22 protein-coding genes and 1 other RNA gene are annotated in these 24,170 nt (G+C 37.4%); 6 read left to right on the top strand and 17 right to left on the bottom strand.

The genetic code is table 11. From position 1 onward, the window contains the following. Positions 1-15: 15 nt before the first annotated feature. Positions 16-624, bottom strand: coding sequence for a dethiobiotin synthase (locus tag CA265_09765; GenBank protein ARS39918.1), 609 nt, complete (start codon positions 622-624; stop codon positions 16-18). Then, a complete protein-coding gene (locus tag CA265_09760) occupies positions 625-1,746 on the bottom strand; it encodes an 8-amino-7-oxononanoate synthase (GenBank protein ID ARS39917.1) in 1,122 nt (373 codons plus the stop codon). A gap of 125 nt (positions 1,747-1,871) precedes the next feature. Here CA265_09760 and CA265_09755 point away from each other — a divergent pair, with 125 nt between their 5' ends. Continuing rightward, positions 1,872-2,606 carry an SAM-dependent methyltransferase gene (locus CA265_09755; GenBank protein ARS39916.1) on the top strand — a complete coding sequence of 245 codons (735 nt, stop codon included), beginning with the start codon at positions 1,872-1,874 and terminating at the stop codon, positions 2,604-2,606. Positions 2,607-2,673: 67 nt separating this feature from the next. Here the strand turns inward: CA265_09755 and CA265_09750 are convergent, their stop codons facing one another. Further along, positions 2,674-3,126 (bottom strand): hypothetical protein, encoded by a 453-nt coding sequence (locus CA265_09750; GenBank protein ARS39915.1) that lies wholly within the window; start codon positions 3,124-3,126, stop codon positions 2,674-2,676. 79 nt (positions 3,127-3,205) lie between these two features. Beyond that, a complete protein-coding gene (locus CA265_09745) occupies positions 3,206-3,982 on the bottom strand; it encodes a transcriptional regulator (GenBank protein ID ARS39914.1) in 777 nt (258 codons plus the stop codon). A 133-nt stretch (positions 3,983-4,115) separates the two neighbouring features. On the opposite strand from CA265_09745, the gene CA265_09740 reads away from it, so the two are divergent. Further along, positions 4,116-4,466 carry a nuclease gene (locus CA265_09740; protein ID ARS39913.1) on the top strand — a complete coding sequence of 117 codons (351 nt, stop codon included), beginning with the start codon at positions 4,116-4,118 and terminating at the stop codon, positions 4,464-4,466. A 91-nt stretch (positions 4,467-4,557) separates the two neighbouring features. Here the strand turns inward: CA265_09740 and CA265_09735 are convergent, their stop codons facing one another. The 3 genes from CA265_09735 to CA265_09725 form a co-directional block, all read right to left on the bottom strand. Further along, positions 4,558-5,415, bottom strand: a complete 858-nt coding sequence (locus tag CA265_09735; protein ARS42946.1) for a subclass B3 metallo-beta-lactamase — start codon at positions 5,413-5,415, stop codon at positions 4,558-4,560. 31 nt (positions 5,416-5,446) lie between these two features. Next, positions 5,447-8,635, bottom strand: a complete 3,189-nt coding sequence (locus tag CA265_09730; protein ARS39912.1) for a tolB protein precursor — start codon at positions 8,633-8,635, stop codon at positions 5,447-5,449. A 174-nt stretch (positions 8,636-8,809) separates the two neighbouring features. Further along, positions 8,810-11,260 carry a transglycosylase gene (locus CA265_09725; GenBank protein ARS39911.1) on the bottom strand — a complete coding sequence of 817 codons (2,451 nt, stop codon included), beginning with the start codon at positions 11,258-11,260 and terminating at the stop codon, positions 8,810-8,812. 143 nt (positions 11,261-11,403) lie between these two features. Here CA265_09725 and CA265_09720 point away from each other — a divergent pair, with 143 nt between their 5' ends. Continuing rightward, positions 11,404-12,282, top strand: coding sequence for a polyphosphate--nucleotide phosphotransferase (locus tag CA265_09720; GenBank protein ID ARS42945.1), 879 nt, complete (start codon positions 11,404-11,406; stop codon positions 12,280-12,282). On the opposite strand, the gene rnpB is transcribed toward CA265_09720, so the two are convergent. The 9 genes from rnpB to CA265_09675 all read right to left on the bottom strand — a co-directional run bounded on the left by rnpB (position 12,282) and on the right by CA265_09675 (position 18,198). Then, an RNA gene (gene rnpB, locus CA265_09715) (RNase P RNA component class A) lies at positions 12,282-12,664 on the bottom strand. The genes CA265_09720 and rnpB overlap by 1 nt on opposite strands. 181 nt (positions 12,665-12,845) lie before the next feature. Next, positions 12,846-13,268: a copper oxidase gene (locus CA265_09710; protein ID ARS39910.1), complete on the bottom strand. Its 423-nt coding sequence runs from the start codon at positions 13,266-13,268 to the stop codon at positions 12,846-12,848. A 91-nt stretch (positions 13,269-13,359) separates the two neighbouring features. Further along, positions 13,360-14,010 (bottom strand): SCO family protein, encoded by a 651-nt coding sequence (locus CA265_09705; GenBank protein ARS39909.1) that lies wholly within the window; start codon positions 14,008-14,010, stop codon positions 13,360-13,362. A 150-nt stretch (positions 14,011-14,160) separates the two neighbouring features. Further along, positions 14,161-14,496 carry a hypothetical protein gene (locus CA265_09700; protein ID ARS39908.1) on the bottom strand — a complete coding sequence of 112 codons (336 nt, stop codon included), beginning with the start codon at positions 14,494-14,496 and terminating at the stop codon, positions 14,161-14,163. A gap of 36 nt (positions 14,497-14,532) precedes the next feature. After that, positions 14,533-14,970 carry a hypothetical protein gene (locus tag CA265_09695; protein ID ARS39907.1) on the bottom strand — a complete coding sequence of 146 codons (438 nt, stop codon included), beginning with the start codon at positions 14,968-14,970 and terminating at the stop codon, positions 14,533-14,535. A gap of 10 nt (positions 14,971-14,980) precedes the next feature. Further along, complete coding sequence (locus CA265_09690) at positions 14,981-15,958, bottom strand: hypothetical protein (protein ID ARS39906.1); 978 nt, start codon at positions 15,956-15,958, stop codon at positions 14,981-14,983. Continuing rightward, on the bottom strand, positions 15,921-16,907 hold the full coding sequence (locus tag CA265_09685) for a cytochrome-c peroxidase (protein ID ARS39905.1): 987 nt from the start codon (positions 16,905-16,907) through the stop codon (positions 15,921-15,923). The genes CA265_09690 and CA265_09685 overlap by 38 nt, the downstream gene beginning before the upstream one ends. Before the next feature lie 51 nt (positions 16,908-16,958). Next, positions 16,959-17,729 carry a hypothetical protein gene (locus CA265_09680; protein ARS39904.1) on the bottom strand — a complete coding sequence of 257 codons (771 nt, stop codon included), beginning with the start codon at positions 17,727-17,729 and terminating at the stop codon, positions 16,959-16,961. Between the two features lie 154 nt (positions 17,730-17,883). Beyond that, the gene (locus CA265_09675; GenBank protein ARS39903.1) at positions 17,884-18,198 is read right to left on the bottom strand and encodes a hypothetical protein; all 315 of its coding nucleotides are present in this window, start codon (positions 18,196-18,198) and stop codon (positions 17,884-17,886) included. A 288-nt stretch (positions 18,199-18,486) separates the two neighbouring features. On the opposite strand from CA265_09675, the gene CA265_09670 reads away from it, so the two are divergent. Beyond that, positions 18,487-19,227 (top strand): hypothetical protein, encoded by a 741-nt coding sequence (locus CA265_09670; protein ID ARS39902.1) that lies wholly within the window; start codon positions 18,487-18,489, stop codon positions 19,225-19,227. A 157-nt stretch (positions 19,228-19,384) separates the two neighbouring features. On the opposite strand, the gene CA265_09665 is transcribed toward CA265_09670, so the two are convergent. Then, positions 19,385-21,121, bottom strand: coding sequence for a phosphoglucomutase (locus tag CA265_09665; protein ARS39901.1), 1,737 nt, complete (start codon positions 21,119-21,121; stop codon positions 19,385-19,387). A gap of 183 nt (positions 21,122-21,304) precedes the next feature. Between CA265_09665 and CA265_09660 the strand changes: the two genes are divergently transcribed. Next, positions 21,305-22,618: an aspartate kinase gene (locus CA265_09660; GenBank protein ID ARS39900.1), complete on the top strand. Its 1,314-nt coding sequence runs from the start codon at positions 21,305-21,307 to the stop codon at positions 22,616-22,618. 318 nt (positions 22,619-22,936) lie between these two features. Further along, entirely contained in the window at positions 22,937-24,109 is a 1,173-nt protein-coding gene (locus CA265_09655; GenBank protein ARS39899.1) for a diaminopimelate decarboxylase, read from the top strand. The last annotated feature ends 61 nt before the right edge of the window (positions 24,110-24,170 follow it).

Raw genomic sequence — 24,170 nt, 5'->3', positions numbered from 1 at the left:
AGCTTTTAGACTTTGTTAAATAAAAAGGTTTTGGCCAGCTGCCTCCACTTTTTCTTTATCGATATTTTTTAAGCCAGGTATACTGCCTAGCTTTTTTATTTTAGTATATTGAAGGATATATCTTTCGGTTTCTACATTCTCATCGCCATTAAAAATGATGCCTTTAATCGGGATTTCGTACTGTTTAAGCAGGTTGATTGATAAAAGGGTGTGGTTAATACTGCCTAAATAATTTTGTGAAACCAGTATCACTTCGACATCCAGTTTTTTAATCAGGTCGATAATTAGTTCTTTTTCGTTTAAGGGTACCATTAAACCGCCAGCACCTTCAATAATTAAGTGGTTATCCGTTAGCGGAAGGTTGATTTCGTTAATGTCGATCTCAATGCCATCTAATTTTGCCGATAAATGCGGTGATAAGGGTTGTGTTAATCGGTAGCTTTCCGGGTGGATAACCGTTTTTGTATTGCTGATTAAACGATCTATTGTTATGCTATCGCTGGTTTCTAAATCGCCCGATTGGATGGGTTTCCAATAATCGGCCTTTAGTTTTTCTGTTAAAATGGCACTGATCAATGTCTTTCCGATACCCGTTCCAATGCCTGTGATAAAATATTTAGCCATTTAATTCAATTCTTTAAGATGATTAACCAGGGAAATAATTTCCTCATCGGTGTTAAAGGTATGCAAGCAGATTCTAAGCCTTTCTTTGCCTAAAGCTACCGTTGGGCTTAATATTGCCCGTACATCGAAACCTTTGCTTTGTAGTGTTGTAGCAGCCAATTTGGTTGCCTCATTGGATGAAAATAAAATGCCCTGAATAGTACTTTCGCTATCAAGTGCACTGATCTGCTGCTCTTTTAATGTTTTTCTAAACAACGCAATTTTTTGGTGGATCAGCTCATGATCAATTTCATTTAAGTATTTATAGGCTGAGCTAACTGCAACGATATTATGAATGGGAGCCGCTGTAGTGTAAATGAACGATCTTGCAAAATTAATCAGGTAATGGCGCAAGTTTTTACTTCCTAAAATAATGGCACCGTGTACACCTAAGGCTTTTCCAAAGGTCACAATACGTGCAAATACCTTGCTGTTTAGGTCAAGCTGATTGATTAATCCGCGGCCGCTTGCGCCAAAAACGCCTGTAGCATGCGCTTCATCTACAATCAGGTTGGCCTGGTAGCGTTCGCAAAGATTCGATATCGCAATTAATGGGGCAATATCTCCGTCCATCGAATAAACACTCTCTACCACTACAAATATGTTTCCTTTTGCCAGTTTTAATTTGGTTTCAAGGTCGTTTATATCGTTGTGGAGGAATTTATAACGTGTAGCATGGCTTAATCTACAGCCATCTATAATGCTCGCATGAATCAACTCATCAGTGATTATCGTATCGCCACGCTGTGGAATGCTTGATAATAATCCCACATTGGCATCATAACCAGAATTAAAGATTAATCCGCTTTCAGCCAGGTGAAAATCAGCAATAAACTGTTCGGTTTCTTCAGTAAATTTGGTATTTCCACTTAACAAGCGCGAACCGCCTGCACCATTCAGGTAATTGGGTAGTTTTGCCAGGGTACTATCAATCAAATTTTTTAATTCACCCGATCTGGCAAAACCTAAATAATCATTAGAACAAAAATCAAAAGGAGGGATGTTTGTCGATAAATTCCTGATCGAAAGGTTATCTTTTCGTTCCTGAAGTTTGCCGCTAAGAAACTGATCAATTTTGCTCATCGGTCAAAAGTAAATAAAGAGGAAGCATAAATGTAAATCTTTCCGAAAAAATGTTTGCCTTAAGGATATACCTTAACTTTTCCAGTCATTTAATATTTCTAAATTTGTTTCCTCATAACAGTTTTATGCAGGAGAATAAATACGACAATAGCGAATTTTTTAAACAATACAGTTTAATGAGCCGTTCGGTTAAGGGATTGGACGGTGCAGGAGAGTGGCATGTTCTTCAAAGCCTTTTTCCAGATTTCGATAATAAAAAAGTGCTCGATTTGGGCTGTGGTTTTGGCTGGCACGCCAAATATGCGGTTAATCAAGGAGCGAAATCTGTCGTAGCCGTCGATTTATCCGAAAATATGCTAAAAAAGGCGCGTGAAATCAATTCCTCTCCTAAAATCGATTACCATTTATGCGCCATTGAAGATTTTGATTTTAAACCAAATCGCTACGATGTTGTAATCAGCTCATTATCGTTTCATTATTTGGCTTCTTTTGATGAAATCTGTTTTCAAATCAATAAAAGCCTTGTACAAGGTGGTCGTTTTGTTTTCTCTATTGAGCACCCCATATTTACGGCGCAGGGCAGGCAAGACTGGACTTATGATGAAAGTGGAAATGTTTTGCATTGGCCATTGGATCATTATTTTTCCGAAGGTAAGCGCGAAGCTAATTTTTTGGGTACTGATGTAGTAAAATACCACAGAACTTTAACTTCTTACATCAGTAGCTTAATTAAAAATGGTTTTGAGCTTAACGCATTGGTAGAACCCATGCCAAGTGAGCTGAGCCTATCGGAAATCCCTGAAATGAAAGATGAAATGCGCAGGCCAATGTTTTTAATTATCTCTGCGGTTAAAAAATGATATGATAAAAAAAAGCGTTTCGAATAATCGGAACGCTTTCAAAAATATAATGAATTAATTTTACTACTTATCCTTGTGCAGGCGGATTAGAAACCACTGGTGCTTTATCTTTTTTGCCTCTGCCACCCAATCCTTTTCTCATTTTCTCACCTTTTTCTTTGGCTTCGGCACGGAAAGCATCCAATTTTGTTTTTTGATCTGCGGTTAAAACAGCATCAATTTTAGTTTTTTGCTCATCCATAGCCGCTTTGCGCTCTTTCATCTTGCTCTTCATATCGCCCTGATCGGCAGATTTCCAGGTATCCATTTTTTTCGCATTCTCTAATTGAATCGCATAGATTTTAGTTTTCTGATCAGCGGTTAAGCTCAATTCTTTTTCCAACCTTGACGTTGCCCTTTCTGCTCTTTGTTCGGCAGTCATTTTAGGCATTGCCCGTCTTACTCTTTTTGTAGTGTCTTGAGCAAATGCAGCGGTTAATCCCATTACTGCAATTGCTATTGTTAAAATTGCCTTTTTCATGTTATGTTTTTTTATGTGTTTGTTAAATCAATAGATACATAAAAACGCAAACAGTTTAATCGGCCTTTGTTAAAAAGTGTTAATTTTTATTTAGTTGAGAAATTGATTTTTGCATTTGAGCCATCATTTGTGTCAAGGTTTCCATTGTTGGGTCTGGTGCAGGTTCAGGTAATGAAGTAGATATATAGGCTTTGGCCTTCCAGATTTCCAGGATGTCATCAGCAGCAATGGTATAGGCATCGTATACTTTATTATCTGATATCAGCTTCAAATCTTTATTTTCTCTGAAACGGTTACCAGCTCTTTTATATACTACGCCTTCATTTTTACTAATCACGATGTAGGTTTCGCCGGTTTTTACTTCATTCCAGTTATCCAGGTATTCGCCAATAATCACACTGCCTGGCTGAACGGGTAACATGCTATCGCCCATAATTTCAAAAGCCCTGAAGGTACCTTGTCTTAATGCAGCTAAAGGAAGCTGGAATTTTGGCAGGTCGCTAATATATTGAGGGTCTGAAAAACCATTCAAATAACCAGCACTCGCTTTAACCGGAACCAGTTCGATGTTTTCGCGGTCGTTCTGATCAACAGAAATACTGAGTACCCTTAAGTTAGATCCCTGGCTTTTTGGCTTCGGTTTCCAGCTGTCAGATATTTTCTCATTGATGAATTCATCGATGGTCAGATCAAAGTATTCGGCTATTTTTTTTAGTAAATCGTATTTAGGTTCCGCCCGGTCTTCCTCGTAAGCCCCAATGAGCGATCTCTTGATTTCCATAATATCAGCGAAATTTTGCTGTGTATGGCCTTTTTTCTTCCTGAGGTACTTTAAATTATTTGAAATATTTGACATAAAAATAAATTTTAAAATAAATTTGGAATTACTAAAATAGTTAGTAATTTTATGCTCATAAAGTTAGTAATATTATTTTGAATTGCAAGAGCGTATACTAAATAGTTTAGTTTTAAGTTTTAAACATAAGATCATGAAAAAGTTTGTTTATATCGTTACCGACAGAAATCGTACAAGTATGCACGTGGGCATGAGCTCAGATTTAATGAAGACACTGGATTTCTACAAACAGATGCCAAACTTGTTTTTTGATAATGGGCAACAATTAACCCGCCTGGTTTATTTTGAAGAGTTTAAAACAGAAGCACAGGCTTTGGTACGTTTTAAATCCATTAGCCGGTTTACACGTATGCAAAAAGAGCGTTTGGTAAGATCTTGTAATCCGGATTGGATTGATTTAACTATTGGCCTCGATTTCGAAAATATTCTTTTACATCGGAATATCAGTAACCAGGTAAAACTATCATTTACAAGTTTGTCTTAATCGCTAGGTTTATTAGGCCAAAGAAATTAAACTATCTCCATAAAAAAAAGCGATAATTTATATTAATCGCTTTAAACAAGTTAGTAAAGGGCTAGTTTTTTATTTTTTCGAGGAAAAAATTTTCCAGATCCTGAAGATTTTTGAAAAAATTACTTTTATCCATAAAAACTTTTGGATTATAAGGGTCTCCCGATTTATGTTTATCATGGAGATTAAATTGATTTGCGTGAGATGCAACCCAAAGATCAAAGTCGAGCTTTTTCATTGCTTTAAAAGTTTCAGTATAATCTTTTTGGATATCTTTATACGAAGCTATTTCTGAGAATTTTCTATCAACAATTATGGACGGCATATTGGCGATCAAAATTTTGTAGCTGGAATTTTGATCTTTCGTATTAAATATAAAACTACACGATCCTTTAGTATGCCCAGGATGATGAAGCATTGTTAAAGTAGTGCTGCCTAATTTAATTTTATCGTTATTCTTCAATAGGAAATCAGGTTTTACGGGTTTGAAACTTATGCCATATTTCCCAAGCTCATAATCTGATTTTCCACCGGTTTCAAGCGCTTCCGCATCTTTCTCATCTACATATAGTTTTGCACCGGTTTCTTTTTTAATCTCAGCCATTGCGCCTAAATGATCAAAATGGGCCTGGGTTAAAAGCAAAATTTTGATTGATTTATAATCAAATCCCAAAGTTTTTATATTTTCTTTTATTATTGAAAGCGAATTAGCTAAACCTGTATTTATTAATATATTTCCTTTTTCTGTTACAATTAAATAGGAAGCTAAATCATAAGTGCCAACATAATATAGATTGCCTGCAATTCTAAATGGCGCTGAAGCCTGAGACCACTCTTTTGGATTATTCGCTGGCTCTGTTACTGTTTGGGCAAAACCAAACAAGCTGCAAGACAATAAAACCATTAAACATATTTTTTTCATGTGCAATTTCGCCATTAAATTAATTTCCTTTTTACCATCCTGGTGCAAACGTTAAACCGAATACGCCGGTTTTAACATCCTTCCTTTGGAAAGGAATTGCGTAGTAAGGTTCTAATACAAAATAACCAAAAACGTTTACCCGTAACGATATACCAACACTCATGGCTGGTACACGTTCTGTAGTGGCTTGATATGTAACCGGATTTCCTTTATCATCTTTAACCGGTACACCATTATCATCCAATAACGGTTCTGATGTATACGTTGGTTCACTTTTAAATTTAACCCTGGTATCATTTGTCCAGGCCAAACCTGCATCAAAGAATAAGTTTAAATCAGAAAATAAAAACTTAGAAGGTATAGCCGCTAGTTTTTTAGGTCCGGTAAAAGGTAGACGGACTTCGAAGTTAAAAACAGCTATTTTACTTCCTGTTAACTGGTTAATATCAAAAGATTCTGACGATTGGGCTGAAGTACTTTTGTAAATGGAGTTTGATTCATAACCTCTAATCAAATAAGGATAACCCAGATACATCGGGTAAAGCCTATCTGCATCTTTGCCGATTCTTAAAGTATTATAACTTCTTACGGCAAAGGTTACTGGTTTGGCTCTCCAGTATTTACGAAGATCGGCCGTTACGCCAGCGAAATTATAGGTGCCAAAATATTTTTCTCCACTTACCCGATACCTATAGCCATCAAGTGGTCCTGTTAGACCGAAAATAGAATTATCACCAATAAAACCCGCATTTAATTGATACAGGGTAAAGGCATTAAAAGGAACCTCATACGTTTTTGATGCCTCGTCATTAGAAATTCTGTTTTTATCAGATCGGATGTAATATCCGTTCGCATCATAATAATTACTGTACCGGTCAATCCGATAGCTATAATGCGAAAATGCTCCTCCGAGTTCAAACCGGTGTATTTTGCTAAAAGGATAGGCACCAAACACCTGAAGCTGATCTTCGAATGTCCTAATAATATCTGTCCTGTCTGCAAAGGCATTAATGGTTTGTTCAACCCCGGCCTGATTTTTACCTATAGGGATATTCTCGTAGCCGTAAGACCTAAATCCTGATACATAGGGGATATGCGAAATGGCAGCACCCCAGTTAATTCTGCTTTTTTGATTGATGTAGCCTACTAAACCACCAAAATCATAAATTTCTCCGTTTACCGATAGATTCGCTATAATCTGGTTGGTGCCTAAAATATCGCTGAACATCCCCACAATACCGCCTGAAACACCAGTTCCGAAACGGCTGGTAGAAACACCAACACCGCTATTGGCTAAATAATCTAACCTGAATTTTGGTTTGTAAGGTACCGTTCGCATCGAATCGGCGATGGTTTTTTCGAAACGGTCAAAATTATTTAAATTGGAATTGATGATGTTTACACCGATGTTTTCCATTGGAGGAAGGATCGCAGCATCAAAATTTTCTTCCTGATTACCAATTCGTTTTGCTTTAAAGCTGCTCAACTTTGCATTATACAAAGTGTAACGCTGGTAGCGATAATAGCTGTATACAATATCATCAGTAGTAGAGACTGAAATTGCAGGCGAAAATTCGGTAATCCCACTAATTCCTGTAAAATAATCGGTTAACTGATCAACGGTATTATCGGCGAAATTGTATTTGTATAAATTTCTAAATCCATCTCTGTTCGAGAGGAAATAGATATTCTGGCTGTTTGAAGAAAACTGCGCATTTAGGTTATTCGCCCCTGGAAAAACATCTAAATTGCTCACCGTTTTAGAAGCGATATCGTAAACAGCAAGATTTATAGGTAATACAGCGTTAATTACATTGGCCTGAATTGCTGCTCTATCTGATGAAAATACTAGTTTTTTGCCATCAGGTGAATAACTAGGAGCATAATCAGAATATACATCATTGGTAATCTGCGTAACTGTTTTGGTATCTAGATTGTATGAGAAGATGTCGCTCTGCCCTTCAACCATACCCGAAAAAGCTACATCTTTTCCGTTTGGCGACCAGGTTAAATTACCGAACTGCTGCACCTGATCCATGGCCGTTTGAGAAACTGTAGTACCGTTTGAGACATTGATAATCATCATCTGGTTTTTGCCCTGACTGAAGATACTAAAGGCAAATTGTTTACTATCTGGCGACCATGCTCCGGCCGACTCTATAAAGTTGAAATCATCGATATGGCCATTGGAAATCTGACTGCTTAGTTTTCTGATAATTCTTCCGGTTTTGGCATCTGCGAGAAATAAATCAATCCCAAAAAGGTCTTTTTCAGACATAAAGGCTAAGTATTTTCCATCCGGACTAAGGGCAGGGGCAACGTTCATATTACCTGCATTTTTATTGTCGATGATTTTTGTACCCGTAATTTTGATCTGCGAACTATCTGCTTTTAACATGGGTTTATAATGCGCATCGATAGAATTTTTCCATAAGCCGGATAAGGTTTTATCATCATACCCGAAAGTATACCTAATGGCATTTTCATAGCCATACTTTGCGGTATTCTTAAATAATGGAACAATAGTGGTATCGCCGTATTGCGAACCTATGTAAGTCCAGAATGCCTGGCCATAGCGGTAAGGAAAATATTTGTTGGAGTTGGTTAAATCTTTTAAAGAAGGGATATCACGGTTTAACATTGCGTCACGCATCCACATGGAAGTAAATGCATCCTTTTTTCCGATTGATAAGTACTCAGCCATACCTTCAACCATCCATAGTGGTGTTTGTCCAACATTTTCTAAACTAATCGAATCTTTTTCGAGCAAAAGGTGGTATTGAAAAGCATGGACAAGCTCGTGACCTAAAACGTGTCTTGTTTGGCTATTTAATTCCATAACCGGCATTATCACTCTGTTTTTCAACGCTTCAGTAACCCCGCCGGTACCAATTCCAATTTCTCCGTTAAGTGCAGTTGTTTGCTGGAAATCAGGATGGTTATTGTATAGGATAATGGGGTTTTTCTTTAAAAAAGTATCTCTGAAAACTTCCTGATGCATTTTATACCAGGTTTCGGCATCTTGCGAAAAACGTTTTAAAAGTTTCTCGTTTTTAATGTAATAGTAAATCTCGAAATGGGGTGTTTGCAAAACTTTAAAATCGAGTTTTTTATACCTTACCTTGTTTTGCCCGAAATATTGGGCCTTAACAGAAAAAGAAAGAATAAGCAGCAGCAATACAGCAGAATATCGCTTTAATAAGGTAGAGCCTATTTTCATATGTGTGGTTTTAGTAATGAAGTTCAATAATTTACGAAAATGAAATGGTACGAGATTTGGAAAATAAAAATAGCAATTGTTTAAAACAGTATTAAAATTTTAACACTTTTTTAAAGTTATTTCTACTAACCAGCGCAGATAGGTGATGTATCTGGCTTATTATTACAATAAAAACTAAGGCTGATTATTCTCGTTCTTTTTCTTTTCTTTTTCTTCCTGACGTTGTTTTCTTCTCAGCTCTCTTTCTTCCTTTCTGGTTAAAGGAACTGTAGCTGCCGGAGGAGTTTGAACAGGTTCAGCTTTCTTTTCTTCTTTTTTAACCTCAGGTTCAACGGTTACCGGGGTTACGGTTTCTGGTGTTTCAGGAACCGTAAAATCTGTAGAATCTACCGCTAAACTGTCAGTTGAGGTGGTATCTCTAATAATCCGCGGGCTAGGGCAGTTGTAGGTTCTGGTTATATCAACCGTTGCTTTTGGAAACGGACCATAAGTATAACCTGAACTTGGATCGAGGTATACTTTCTCCATAAACTTAGCGAAAATGGGTAGCGCCGTTCTTGAGCCTTCGCCCTGTTCGCCGTTTTTAAAGTGCGCTGTTCTTTCATCACAACCCACCCAAACGCCGGTTACCAGATCTTTGGTTAAACCCATGTACCAGGCATCTACATAATCAGAAGAAGTACCCGTTTTGCCACCAATTTGATTGTTTTTTCTAAACAAATCTGGCCATTCCCATAATGCCTGCGAGGTACCTTCCGGTTCTTCCATACCACCACGGAACATATAGGTCATTAACCAGGCAATTTCTTCTGTTAAAACCCTTTTTGTTTTAGGTTTAAACTCATCAATTAGATTATTATCCTGATCGGTAATTTTCTCTACTAGAATGGGATCTGTTTTAATTCCTTTATTCATAAAGGTCGCATAGGCTTTTACCATTTCGTAAACCGTAACATCGTTTGAGCCTAAACTTACCGATGGAACTGATTCTAAATGGCTATCGATACCACATTCGTGTGCATATTTTACCACATTATCCCAGCCCACTTTTTCGGTTACCTGAGCCGTAATGGTATTTACTGATTTCGCCATGGCCCACCTTAAACTCATTTCACGGTAAGAAACGCTGTAATCGGCATTTTTCGGCTCCCAATATTTCGTTTCGCCTTTATCCTGATAAGCAATTTTAACTGGCTTATCTGTAAATTTATCACAAGGGCTCATGCCTTGTTCTAAAGCCGTCAAATAAGCAAATGGTTTAAAAGTAGAGCCCGCCTGACGTTTAGATTGATTAACGTGATCGTATTTGAAAAACTTATGGTCTATGCCACCAACCCAAACTTTAATTTTACCACTTGCAGGTTCCATGGTCATCATTCCGGTATTCATGATTTTTCCATAATAACGGATCGAATCTAAAGTAGAGAATAAAGTATCGCGGTCGCCTTTATAAGTAAAGATCTGCATCCTCTTCTTTTTATTAAAATAGGCAGTAACAGAATCGGGATTATTAGGGAATTTCTTTTGTAAAATTGTATAAATCGGCAAGTTTTTCATCGCTCTGTCGGGATAATCAACCTTTTGTTTTTCCGAGTCGTACCAGGGATCTTCATTGCCCCACACATTATAAAACCGGCGTTGCAAAATCCTCATCTGATCAGCAACTGCTTCTTCAGCATATTTTTGAAGTTTTGAATCGATCGTGGTATAAATTTTTAAACCATCTTCATAAAGGTCGTAACCATTATCCGTACACCATTTCTCTAAATATTTCGCTACAGCAGCTCTTAAATAGGAGTCGCCATCGCTGCCATCCTGCATTTTACCTTCTTTTAGTTTAATCGGCTCTTTCGATAACTCAGTTAAACTATCTTTACTCAGGTACTTGTACTTATTCATCTGCGCAAGCACCACATTTCTTCTTTCTAAAGCTTTTGCCGGGTTCTTGGTTGGATTATATAATGTTGTGCCTTTTAACATACCCACCAGCATAGCTGCATCTGTGGTCGCTAAATCTTTCGCTTCCTTATCAAAGTAAATCCGGCTCGCCGTTTTTATGCCGTACGTGTTGTTACCGAAAGAAACGGTATTGAGGTACATGGTGATGATATCGTTCTTAGAATAATTAGACTCTAGTTTTACAGCAGTCATCCATTCCTTTAGTTTTACAATTAAGGTCCTAACCAAAGGTATTTTAATCAATAATCCCTGCGATTTATTATAACGTGTACGGTACAGGTTTTTTGCCAGTTGCTGGGTAATGGTACTGGCTCCGCCATCTTTTCCTAAACCCACAACAGCGCGGGCAACCGCCTGCAAATCAATACCCCAGTGTTTATAAAAACGCACATCTTCAGTAGCGACCAAAGCCTGCACTACGCTAGGTGCAATTTCATTATAATTTACCGGCGTTCTGTTTTCTTTAAAGTACCTGCCAATCAGTTTTCCATCGGCAGTGTAAAGTTCTGAACCTACACGGAGGGTAGGTGCTATAATATCTCGAACACTTGGTGAGTAGCCAAATAGCCACAAAAAGTTTAATTGAAGGGCAGAAAAGAAAATTATTATAAAAAATAAAACTATTGTAGAATAACGTAAGTACTTGTTTTTTATCTCTTTAAACATATTGGATAAGATGATCTTTAGGTAAAAGCTGTGGCGTTAAATATAAAAAACTCTATATGCAAATTAACGTATTTAATTTACTTATTTTTTAGTTCTATATTTAAATTATTGATGCATCGATTTATCTAAAACTATACATGATTATGAAAAACGAATTTAAAGGATTAATTGTACAAGGGGATAAGAAATTTTCTTTAAAAAACCACAAGACGGATTTTACCGGAGGTTATCATAAAGAAAAAGCTAAAGATGCACTGGTGAACTCGAAAATAGAGCTAAACCACTTACAGGAGAAATTATATGCATCTGGAAAACATTCTTTGCTGATTATTTTTCAGGCGATGGATGCTGCCGGGAAAGATAGTGCCATTGAGCATGTAATGAGCGGACTGAATCCACAAGGATGCCAGGTGTATAGTTTTAAAGTGCCTACATCAGAAGAATATGAGCATGATTTTTTGTGGCGACATTATAAAGCTTTGCCAGAACGCGGCAGGATAGGTATTCATAACCGTTCGCATTATGAAAATGTGTTGGTTTGCAAGGTGCATCCCGAATACATTTTAAGTGAAAATATCCCGGGTTTTAATGACGTGAAAAAAATCAATAAAAGCTTTTGGCAGCAGCGTTATAAGAGCATTAAAAATTTTGAGGAACATTTAACGGCTAATGGAACGGTAATTTTAAAATTCTTTTTAAATGTAAGCAAGGATGAACAAAAACAACGCTTTTTAGAACGTATCGATGATCCTGCTAAAAACTGGAAATTCTCTTCGGGCGATATTAAAGAAAGGGCCTTGTGGGAAAAGTATATGGATGCTTATCAGGAAGCCATTAACGAAACCAGTACAGCAGAATCGCCCTGGCACATCATACCGGCTGATAAAAAATGGTTTGCACGGCTGGCAATTAGTGAAATTATTGAAGATAAACTTAAAAGCCTCGACCTGAAGTTTCCTGTTTTAGGTGAAGAGGAAGTACTTAAACTCGACGAAACTAAAAGTATTTTATTAAATGAATAAAAAAATGCAGGTCTATAAGCCGGGTTCTGTTTCCTGATTGCTCAAGATTTCTATCATTTATCCACTATAAACGTTGCCGTTTATCTCTAACGACCTACCCACTAACATCGGACGGGCAGCCCTACGTACGTTAGCCTATTTGGTCTTTCAACTCCCGGGGTTTACAAACCACTACAGTCGCCTGTAATGCTCGTGCGCTCTTACCGCACGTTTTCACCCTTATCCCGACTTTAGGTCGGGACGGTATATTTTCTGTTGCACTAATCCGTAATTCAGGTTTTCATTCCTGAACCCCTTTCCGTTAGAAAGCGGGATGCCCTGTGTTGCCCGGACTTTCCTCTCTCTCGATTTTACCCGAGACAGCGATAGAACAACCTGCATTTTGCGCAAAGATGGGGTTTTTTAAGTACAAAGGCACAAAGAACACGAAGATTTATCTCTGGTTATCGTCATGCTGAATTTATTTCAGTATCTGTATTAATATTTAAGACCCTGAAATGAATTCAGGGTGACGTACGCAGTAGAAGAAAAATACCTGAAATAGAAATAATTATAGCACCTGTTTATTTACAATTCTGCAAATGTTCTGACACCTCCGAGTAAGGCACAAAGCCCTGTTTATTGCCAAACGAATTAGTGATATAAACCATTACCTGCGCCACATCAATATCGGCAAGTTCGGGGAAGGCAGGCATTTTTTCTTTGTATTCCTTTCCATGAATAATCAGCGATTCGTTCGCTCCGTTTTTGATGAAACAGGCCAAACGTGTTTTATTTACTTTGAGAAAAACAGAATCGGTTAGGGGTGGTGCAAGCTGTCCCAATCCTTCACCATTTTCACCATGGCAATTCTGGCACTTGGCTTTGTAAATATCTTTTCCATTCGACATGTAATTTTGCAGATCGATGGTTTCCTGATTTTGGCAGGAAAAGATAATAGCAACCAGGGATAGCAAAATGGTAGTATTGATGATGTACTTGCGCATTGAAACTTTGTTTAATTTGCCACGGAAATATTGAAAATACAGAAATAGAATTTTAATTCCGTATTAATCCATGGTTCCGTGGCTAAGAATTCTATTTATTATACTCCGCTAATAAAACCGGAATATCTTTTTTCAATTGTTCTACCTGGTCTTCTTTAGTACCATCGTAAGCACCGCGGATATGCCTGTCTTTATCTATTAAAACCAGGTAACCCTGATGAATATAGCCATCTTTTGCCGTGCTATCTTCACCAACAGCCACTAAATAGTTTTTTTCGGCTAAAGTATAAACACTGTCTTTACTGCCATAAAGAAATAGCCATTTCGAACCATCTACGCCAAGTTTTTGTGCATATTTTTTTAAAACACTGGGTTTGTCATATTTAAAATCGATGGTGTGTGATACAAACATCACGTCGGGGTTGAGTTTAAATTCGCTGAAAACCGTTGCCAGGTTTCGGTGCATGGTAGGGCAGATGGTGGTGCATGAAGTAAAGAAAAAATCGGCTACATAAACTTTGCCATCAGTTGCTTTGTTTGTTGTTACTACACTATCCTGATTTAAAAAAGACCAGTTCGGAATAGTTTGATAAACGGTATCAATTTTCTCTATGCCTGCTGCATCTCTAACCGTTTCGGCATGGCGTTCGCCATAAAATGGAAGCTTTCTTTCTTGTTTGCAGGCGGTAAATATAGAAACAGCCAGTATGGAACCAGCAAGGTAAGCAGTAATTTTATTCATGATTTTATTTTAAAAATGTAAATATACAACGTATTCTTCTTAAGAAATTAATTGTTTGGAAAAGTCCGGAGTCTGCTGTCCGAAGACCGATGTTTTGGCATTTAGGGATTATGCTCCTAAACTTCCTAATACGGCCTTTCGGATCCCGACTTATTTTTTAATGTACTTCACTGGCTCTGCTACAAATTTTTGTTTACAGCTTTCGGAGCAAAAAGTATAGGTAACTTTATTATAAACCGCGGTTTTAGGAGCACCAGCTTTCACCTTCATTTTGCAAACCGGATCTACCAATACTTTTTTTGCCGAATCGATGAGTTTGATCTTTTGCTTGTCGATTACCGGATTTGCATTTGATCGGAATGTTATGGTTGCCAATCCAATTAGGATTATTGCGAAATTTAATTTTTTCATTTTGAATTTGTTTTTAAGTCTCAGGTCAGGTGTTGGAAGACTGATGTTTGGAAATTCAATTGCTAAACTCCACATCTTCTGACTTCGGACCCCTGACCTCCGACTTTGTAATTATTTTTGTTTTAACTGATATATTTTGATCAACGAATCTGATGCTCTGGTAACCTTAATATAGCTATCTTCAACAGCCCTGATTTTCACCATTTCAGATTTGTAATAGCTCAGATCTTCTTGTTCTGTTTTTCCTTTAAAATCATCTTTAAAGAAATGCATCCAATCCATCATCTTTTCATCAGCAGCATTTAACCGAGTGATTAGATCGCTAATTTTTTGCTTTTGTAAAGCTGAATCCGGAGAAAGTTTAATCTGATCAGACACCAGGAGGGTATCTAATTTCATTTTATTTTTGATTACTTTTTCGCCATCAATCATTAATTTATCATGGATGTTTAACACTTCCTGGCGAACTGCTTTGGCATCAGGTTCTGTTTTGCATGAAATAAACGTAGCCGTTACCAAACATAGCATTGCAATATTTAATCTGTTCATATGCTTTGATTTAAAAATTATAAGTAAGGCCAACGTAAACCTTTCCTGCACTCATTGGATGATCGGTTTCAGCTTCCCAGATATTCTTTTGCACGCCAGCATTTAAGGCTACATTCTTATAAAAAACATCTATGCCAGCACCACCCATCAGGTTATTCATCACATGTTCTCCGGTTTTTTGTCCTTTGTACTTTTCTCCGCCAGAATATTCATAAAAAAACTGTGCTGAAGGCATGATCTGAACATCTTTACCGATTCTTTGTGTATAAAAAATATTCAGAAAACTAGTGGTACTGTTGGCGATGCCTTCGTCTCGGTTATTCGTTCCGTTAACCTTGTAAGAGGTGTTTAAACTTGCCCCAAATTTACCCAAGCCGACCATGTAGTTCAGGTATACAAAACCGTCTGTACTTCCTGTTCCGGCTTGCATCAGTGAGGAATAACGGATACCTGCTGTATTTTTGAAATCATTTTTACCTGTCGGTAATTTTATTCCTGCTCCGGCAATTAATTGTTGTTTGAAATTATCCTCAAGTTTTTGAACGAGGTGATAACCAGCATACAGGTTGATATCGCCAATGCTTGAGATAGAAGAAGTATAACCGTTGTAGCGCTCGCTGTTAGAAACATAAGGTAAAATCGCATTGATTTCGAGTTTGCTATTGATGAAATATTTTCCCCTGATTTCTAAAGAGCGGTAAAGCTCATAATCACCGGGATTACCTGCGTGATTAGTTATTGGCGAATCCTGACTTCGTGCGGGAATAAAGAAACTTCCTCCATTAGGGAATAAGGCGTGTGATTGTCCTTCATAACCACTAAAGGAGCGGTAGCGATACAAAAGACTGATACTGTTGCGATTATAATAAGGCGTGATGCCCATGAAACAGCCGCAAATGTCGCAGGCGAAAACCTGGCCGCTCATGAGGAGGAAAACCAGAATTAATAGCTTAGGACTCGCTGTATAATGTGTTTTTGATAAATTCATTGTCTGTTAATGTTTTTAAAAAGGCTTTAATCTGCTCTTTTTCTGTGGTGTTTAAAGGAATTCCGCTTTTCAATTGCGCATCTAGATTGGTTGAGGCTTTTACCCCCGAATTGTAATGTTCTAAAACCTCATCTAAGCTGTAAAATCGACCATCGTGCATGTAGGGACTGGTATATTCGATATTGCGTAAAGTAGGTACACGGAATTTCCCAAAGTCTGAAGCTACGCCGGTAATGTGCGATCGTCCTTCGTCTGTACTTACCAGATCCAAGCCATTACTGCGATAAGAAAAATCGGTAAAAAATGGCTCTGCATGACAAGAGGTGCATTTTTCTTTGAACAGGTTATAACCAGCCAGTTCTGCAGATGTAAAAGCAGTGCCATTCTCTTTACGTATTACTTTATCGTATTTCGAATTGCCCGAAACCAATACTGCCGTAAATTGGGTAATCGATTTTAAGATCAACTGCGAATTAATTGCTGTTGAACCAAATGCCTGTTTAAATAAATCAGGATATGGTGCTGTATTTTTCAGAAATGCAATGATGGTTTCAATATCCGTTCCCATTTCGCAGGCGTCGGTAATGGCATTTAATGGTGAGGTTTCGATGTTTTTTACACCACCATCCCAGAAGAATGCTTTTTGCCAGGCCAGGTTAAAAAGCGGAGGGGTATTACGCTTTCCCTGACAGTTGTTTACACCATGGCTTACCTTATGGTCGAGTTGTGTAAATGCCGCAAATTGCTGATGGCAACTTCCGCAGGAAACACTTTTATCAGCCGACAATCGGGCATCGTAAAATAATTTTTTACCAAGCGCAAAACCCGCATTGCTTAATTTATTGTCTTCGAAATTATATGCCGGAGCAGGGAAGTTGGCAGGAATTGAAAAGGTAATTTTCTTTTCTTCCGGAGTTACTTCTTCTTCATTCTTGCTACAGGCATACATCAACGCAATGCTTAAAAAAAGCATTGCGAAGACAGTTATTTTCCTTAACATTTAGTTGTGGATATGATCTAAACGAAATAAGCCATTTGCATAGTTATTGGCTACAATTACAGAATTTGTCCCACCCATGGTGAAATATAAAGCAGAAAAACTGACATCGGTTTTACCTGTAAATAATGCAGCGGCATTTACCTTGAAATGCATATTTGGTTTCCCATCGGTTCTGACACGAAGTGGGTTTGCGGCATTAATTTCGGTAGCGAATGTTCTGATTGTATTATTTGGATCGATAACACCGCCAATATGGAAGGTAAGTGCGTTTCCGGTTGCCGGCGATTGCGGCGAAGTTCCTTCCAGTTTAACGAATATGTAACCGCTGTTCCATGTCCAGAACATGCCGTTGATCGGATCTAAAGCCCCTGTTTGTGCACCTGCGAAATTACGGGCATAATCTACACCGATTGTATATTCAATTTTGGTATAATCGCCTGTTGGTACATCTTTTAAGGTAATGTTAGTCGATTCTTCCTTGGCTGCATCGATTAAGAAATAACTCTCTGGAATTAAATAAGTTGTTCCGTCAGCCTTGCTTAATTTAATATTACTTACATAGTATTTAAAAACATTGATTTTAAAATCTTCGCCTTTGGCATTTTTATAAGTGGTGCTATTTAAAACTAAGGGACTTCCGTTTACCTGGTTTTCAAATTCAATAGTGAAAGTAGATTTAGTATCTGCTGTAACTTCGTCAGTGCTTTTTTTACAAGAAGATAATATGATAACAGGGCATAATAATGCCAAAAAGTATTGTGATAATTTCATTTTAAGAAAATTGGATAAGTAAAATATTTAAGAAATTTTAATAGGGGTCGTCATGCTGAATTCAGTTCAGCATCTTAATGAAAATACATGATAGACCCTGAAATAAATCCGATAACTCGGATCAGGGTGACGATCGCAAAAAAAAAAGATTTACTTAAACCGTTTTCGGTGGATGAAAAATAGAGATGGAAAGGTCTTTAACCGGTTTTTCGATGTAAAGATTTTCGGAAGTAATAATGAAATAAGGAAGATGATGATTTATTGCTAAAGTCTGAAACCTGGGCTCAGCCTCTGCAACTCTTTTCAGGTTTTCCTGGGCCTGTTTATTTTTACCTTCGAGGTCTTTTAATTTTTTGGCGAGGAAACACTGTCCATCACAATGTAATTCAGGATGTTCTTTGTTAATACAAAATACACTTGTAATGTATTCTTTGTTCATTTTATAACCAGAATATATAACCAGTTGCATGGCGCCATTAGAAACGATGCAAGTAACGATAAGATATATTAAGAATTTTTTGAACATGGTATTGCGCTGCAAAAGTATTAAAGAAATTGGTTGCAGCAAAGAAAAACATGTAGATAAATTTAACTGCTGATTTTTAAAGATGAACACAGAGAAAGATGTTGAAATTCAAGTTGTTTTGCTACTGAATTAAAATGGAGACGGAAAATTTATTATTCCCACTTCTTTGTAGCTAATTTCACCTGTGTTTTTAGTTAATTGATTTTTTTAATTATCTTGCCTTACACAAAAATGAAACCTATGAAATTAATTAAAACTATCGCGGTGATGATGGTATTGTCATCATGCGCCAAAAAAGAAGTGCCGGAGGTGACCCCTACATTCAATGATCCAAACTGGACCATGATTGAAATTGCAGGTGGGAGAGAAGCCCATGCTGTTTACGGGGATATTGATGATACGCTAATGGTATCTACACTGACTGAGATTTATCAAAGCACTGATAAAGGAAAAACCTGGCGAAAAACAAAAGTTAACAATCAACCCATTTATGGTTTTCTATCCTTTAAGGATACCATTTTCGCCCTGCAATCAAACAGCTTTCGAACTAAAGATAACCTGCAATTGGCCACTTTTAGTCAATCTTTTAGTTTAGATAAAGGATTTACCTGGGATTGGTGCAGTAAATACCGTATTTCAGAACAAAGATTTCAGGAGTTCGCCACGATTTATCTGGATAATCAAGAGAAAATTAAACTAAAAGAGAATTTAGAACCCATAGCTGGAAGTTCGATGTCGAGTTACGTATTAAAAAGCGATATCGAGGTTTTTAAAAATGGCACATCAAAAATATTGCAGGTCCCATTTGATAACCAGATCAATAATTTGCATGTAGATAAATCAGGAAAATTGTACGTTTCTGCAGGAAGAAGCATTCATGATAAAAAAACAGGAAGATATTTATCTGCCCAGAAAAGCCAATCGGCTATTATTTATATTTCTAAGAAAAATGTAAAGCAGCTGATTGATTAAAAGTTAAGATTAAAACGCAATTGTCATGCTGAATTTATTTCAGCATCTTTTCTGATATTATGACCCTGAAATAAATCCGATAGCAATCGGATGACACAAAATAAAAAACACAGATGAATGATTTCATCTGTGTTAATCCTCATATCTGTGGTTAAAATTAAGCCTGCAAATCAGCCATCACCGCTTTGATTTTATCGCCAAGTTGCGCGTTAACCGATTCAAAATCTTTCCGATCAGCTAATGGTGCATTTACGCTGCAATAGAATTTAATTTTTGGCTCTGTTCCACTCGGACGGGCTGAAACAATACTGCCATCCTCCGTAATAAACTGTAAAACATCAGAAGTTGGATAATCCAGTTTGCTTACTTTTCCGGTTGTTAAATCTGTTTCCTGACTTAATTCGTAATCTTTCAGTACCGAAACTTTAGAACCGCCTAATGTGGCAGGAGGGTTTTCCCTGAATTTAACCATCATGGCTTTAATTTCTTCAGCACCAGATTTACCTTTTTTGGTCAGCGAAACTAAATCTTCTTTGTACAATCCATACTCAACATACATATCCAGTAAAGCATTGTATAAACTTGCACCTTTATCTTTGTAATAAGCGGTCATTTCAGAAATGAAGGCTGCAGAAACTACAGCATCTTTATCGCGAACCAAATCACCGATCAGGTAACCATAACTTTCTTCACCACCACCGATAAAGTATTTTTTGCCTTCTAACTCCGTCATTAACTGACCGATGTATTTAAACCCTGTTAAGGTATTGTAATAAGTAACATCTTTTTTCTTAGCGATTTCTTCAATCAAATTAGAAGTTACAATGGTTTTCACAATAAACTGATTGCCATCCAGTTTTCCGTTAGCTTCCCAGGCTGATAAAAGATAGTTAATTAATAAACATCCGGTTTGGTTTCCGTTAAGCAATACCCATTCGCCATTATTATCTTTTACGGCAATACCTACACGGTCAGCATCAGGATCAGTAGCCAAAACTAAATCAGCATCAATTTCCTTTGCTTTATTCATTGCTAAAGTCAAAGCATCTTTTTCCTCAGGGTTAGGATATACCACTGTTGGGAAATTTCCGTCTGGTGTACTTTGCTCTTCAACTAAAGTTACATTGGTAAAACCAAATTGTGCCAGGGCTTTAGGAACCAGGGTAATCCCAGTCCCGTGGATAGGCGAGTATACAATTTTTAAATCGTGTTGTCTTTTAATCGCTTCTGGTGAGATTGAAAGTGCGGTAATGCCGTCTAAATAAAGTTTATCAACCTCTTCGCCAATCAACTCGATATTGGCCTCAACACGGTCGAATTTAACTTCATCAATATTTTTAATCTTATTTACTTCATCAATCACTAACTTATCATCAGGAGAAGTAAACTGGCCACCATCAGCACCATACGCCTTATAACCATTATATTCTTTAGGGTTATGTGACGCTGTAAGCATCACGCCGCTTTTGCAACCAAAATGGCGCACTGCGAAAGAAAGTTCAGGGGTTGGTCTTAATGCGGAGAAGAAATAAACGTGGATGCCGTTTGCGGAGAAAACATCAGCTGTAATTTTAGCGAAATAATCGGAATTGTTGCGGCTATCGTGTGCAATGGCCACCTTGATTTTTTCATTAGGGTATTTGTTGTTTAAATAATTGGCTAATCCCTGTGTTGCCGTTCCAATGGTGTATTTATTAATCCGGTTAGAGCCGGCACCCATAATACCACGTAAACCACCTGTTCCAAATTCTAAACTTCTGTAAAATGCATCTGTTAATTCGGTAGTTGCATCTTTATCTACAAGGGCCTGAATTTCTGCCTTGGTATTTTCATCGTAATTTCCACTTAACCACTGATTAATTGTGGCTTGCGTTGATTGGTCAATTGCCTGCATTGAGCTGTTTTTTAAATTTAATATCTGGTGTTGAACAAATTTTAATGAATGATGTTTGTTTGAAACGTATTTATTTCAACTCATCCAAATTTTATTTTGTTGAGGGTGTTGCTTTTAAGCTGCTTTTGTTTAATTTCACGCCCCGATACAATAATAAAGAAAATTACATATTCCAGTATTAAAATGAAAATATTAAAATTTGGGGGTACCTCTGTAGGTAGTCCTGAGCGCATGACGAAGTTGTTGGATATCATTAATCCAAATGAAGAGCAGATTGTAGTTTTATCAGCCGTGTCTGGTACTACAAATAGTTTAGTAGAAATTGCAAATTATTTTTTAGCTGGAGATAAGAAGAAGGGAAGCGAGTGCGTCGAAAATCTATATCAAAAATATAAAACTTTTGTTGTTGAGTTATTGCCTGCAGCCGAATTCCAGGAGCAGGGAAATGAAGTAATCGATTATCACTTCGGTTTCTTAGCCGGATTGGCAAATGATATTTTCACTTCAATTGAAGAGAAAGTAGTGTTGGCTCAGGGCGAATTATTGTCTACAACATTATATCATATCTATTTGAAGTCGATCGGTGTACCATCGGTATTATTACCTGCTTTAGATTTTATGAAAACGGATGAAGATAACGAACCTGATATTCCTTTTACCACAAAGCACTTAACACCTTTGTTGGAGCAACATAAAGACAATAAATTATTCATCACACAAGGATACATCTGCCGCAATAGTTTTGGTGAAGTAGATAACCTGCGTCGTGGCGGAAGTGATTATACTGCCTCTTTATTGGGTGCGGCAATCCTGGCTGAAGAAGTTCAAATCTGGACGGATATCGACGGCATGCACAACAACGATCCGCGTATTGTTAAGGGAACCAAGCCAATTGCGCAATTATCTTTTGATGAAGCAGCCGAGCTGGCCTATTTTGGTGCGAAAATTTTACACCCTCAATCCGTTTTTCCTGCACAGAAATATAAAATTCCGGTGCGTCTGTTAAACACCATGGAACCTTCTGCAGCGGGTACTTTGATTACCCATGATAGCGAAAGAGGTAAAATTAAATCAATAGCTGCTAAAGATGGCATTACAGCGATCCGCATTCAATCGAGTCGTATGTTGCTGGCTTATGGTTTCTTACGTAGGGTTTTTGAGGTTTTTGAGCGTTACAAAACACCGATCGATATGATTACCACTTCTGAGGTGGCCGTATCGTTAACCATCGACGAGACAGCCCATTTACCACAAATTATCGAAGAACTGGAAAGTTTCGGAACAGTAGAAGTAGATACCAACCACAGTATTGTATGTGTGGTGGGCGATTTCGGTTCGGAGAAACATGGTTTTGCCAGCAGGGTTTTGGAAGGTTTAAAACACATTCCGATCCGTATGATTTCTTACGGAGGTAGCAACTATAACGTTTCGCTGTTAATATTAAGCGAATATAAAACGGAGGCTTTAAGAAGTCTGCACAATAGATTATTCGAATAAGAGGAAAAAGGCGCCGATGATGACCAGCAATCCGATAAGGAAGTGAAAAGCCAGAAAGCTTGATGGTAATAATCCGTTTTTATATTTTTTGTAGGAGTTATACAATCCTGCAGAAAGGATAAGAACAATAAATATGGCAGCTGCTATCTTCATTTTTTGATAAATAAGAGGAACAGTACAATGAAAAGTAACACGATAAAAAATCGGATTTTACCATTGTATTGTTTCTGGGTAATTCTTCCATGCTTTAAATCCAGGTAGTTACCCAAATAAATTAGCCCAAAGAATAAAATTAAAATTATAATAAGGAATTTGAACATGTTCGCCGATAAAGATATATCAAAGTTTAACAATATTGAAACGCCTTTTTACTACTACGATACCGATCTGTTGCAAAAAACCTTGCGCACTTGTGCAGATGCAGCGGCTCCATATCAATTTCATATCCATTATGCACTAAAAGCGAATTTCAATAGTGTGCTGTTAAACCAAATCAAAGAAATTGGTTTTGGTGCAGACTGTGTGAGTGCGGGTGAGGTAAGAAGAGCAGTTGAAGTGGGCTTTGACCATAAAAAAATTGTATTTGCCGGAGTGGGTAAATCTGATAAGGAAATTAATGAGGCCTTAGATCTGGATATTTTCTGTTTTAACGTAGAATCTATTCAGGAGTTAGAAGTTTTAAATGAACTTGCCGGTAAAAAGGGTAAAACTGCTCAGGTGGCTATCCGTATCAATCCTAATGTTGATGCACATACACACCATAACATTACCACTGGTTTGGATGAAAATAAATTCGGGATTAATTCATGGGATTTGCCTGAATGTGCCGATACCTTAAAAGCTTCACCAAATCTTAAATTTATCGGAATCCACTTTCATATTGGTTCACAAATTACCAATCTGGATGTTTATAAAAATCTTTGCGTTCGTGTTAACGAGTTTGCAGCATGGTTTGAAGATAAAGGATTTAACCTTCAGGTATTAAACGTTGGCGGTGGTTTAGGTATCGATTATCATAATCCTGATCACCAGATTCCGGATTTCAAATCTTACTTTAAAATTTTTAGTGAGTTTTTGACGGTTAAACCTGGCCAGGAAGTGCATTTTGAATTGGGACGAGCTTTAGTTGGCCAATCGGCATCGTTAATTACCAGAGTACTCTACATTAAAAACGGAAAGAAGAAAAACTTTGTGGTTTTAGATGCAGGTATGACAGAATTAATGCGTCCGGCATTGTATCAGGCTTATCACAAAATCGAAAATTTAAGTCGGAAGTCTGAAGTCGGAAGTCCGGAGTCTACTGCTCTAAAATATGATATTGTAGGACCGATTTGCGAAAGTACCGATTGTTTTGGCAAAGAGGTAGAGCAACCAGAATCTTTTAGGGGCGATATTTTTGCCATCCGTAGTGCAGGTGCTTATGGAGAAGTAATGGCTTCAAAATATAACTTAAGAGACGCGATAAGATCAGTTTATAGTTCGGAGATATAGATGTTCTGATGTCACATTGAGCCTGTTGAAATGCTTTAAAGTTCTTCGACAGGCTCAGCAT

The sequence above is a fragment of the Sphingobacteriaceae bacterium GW460-11-11-14-LB5 genome (assembly GCA_002151545.1).
Lineage (GTDB): Bacteria > Bacteroidota > Bacteroidia > Sphingobacteriales > Sphingobacteriaceae > Pedobacter.
This window is presented reverse-complemented; position numbering and strand designations above follow the sequence as displayed.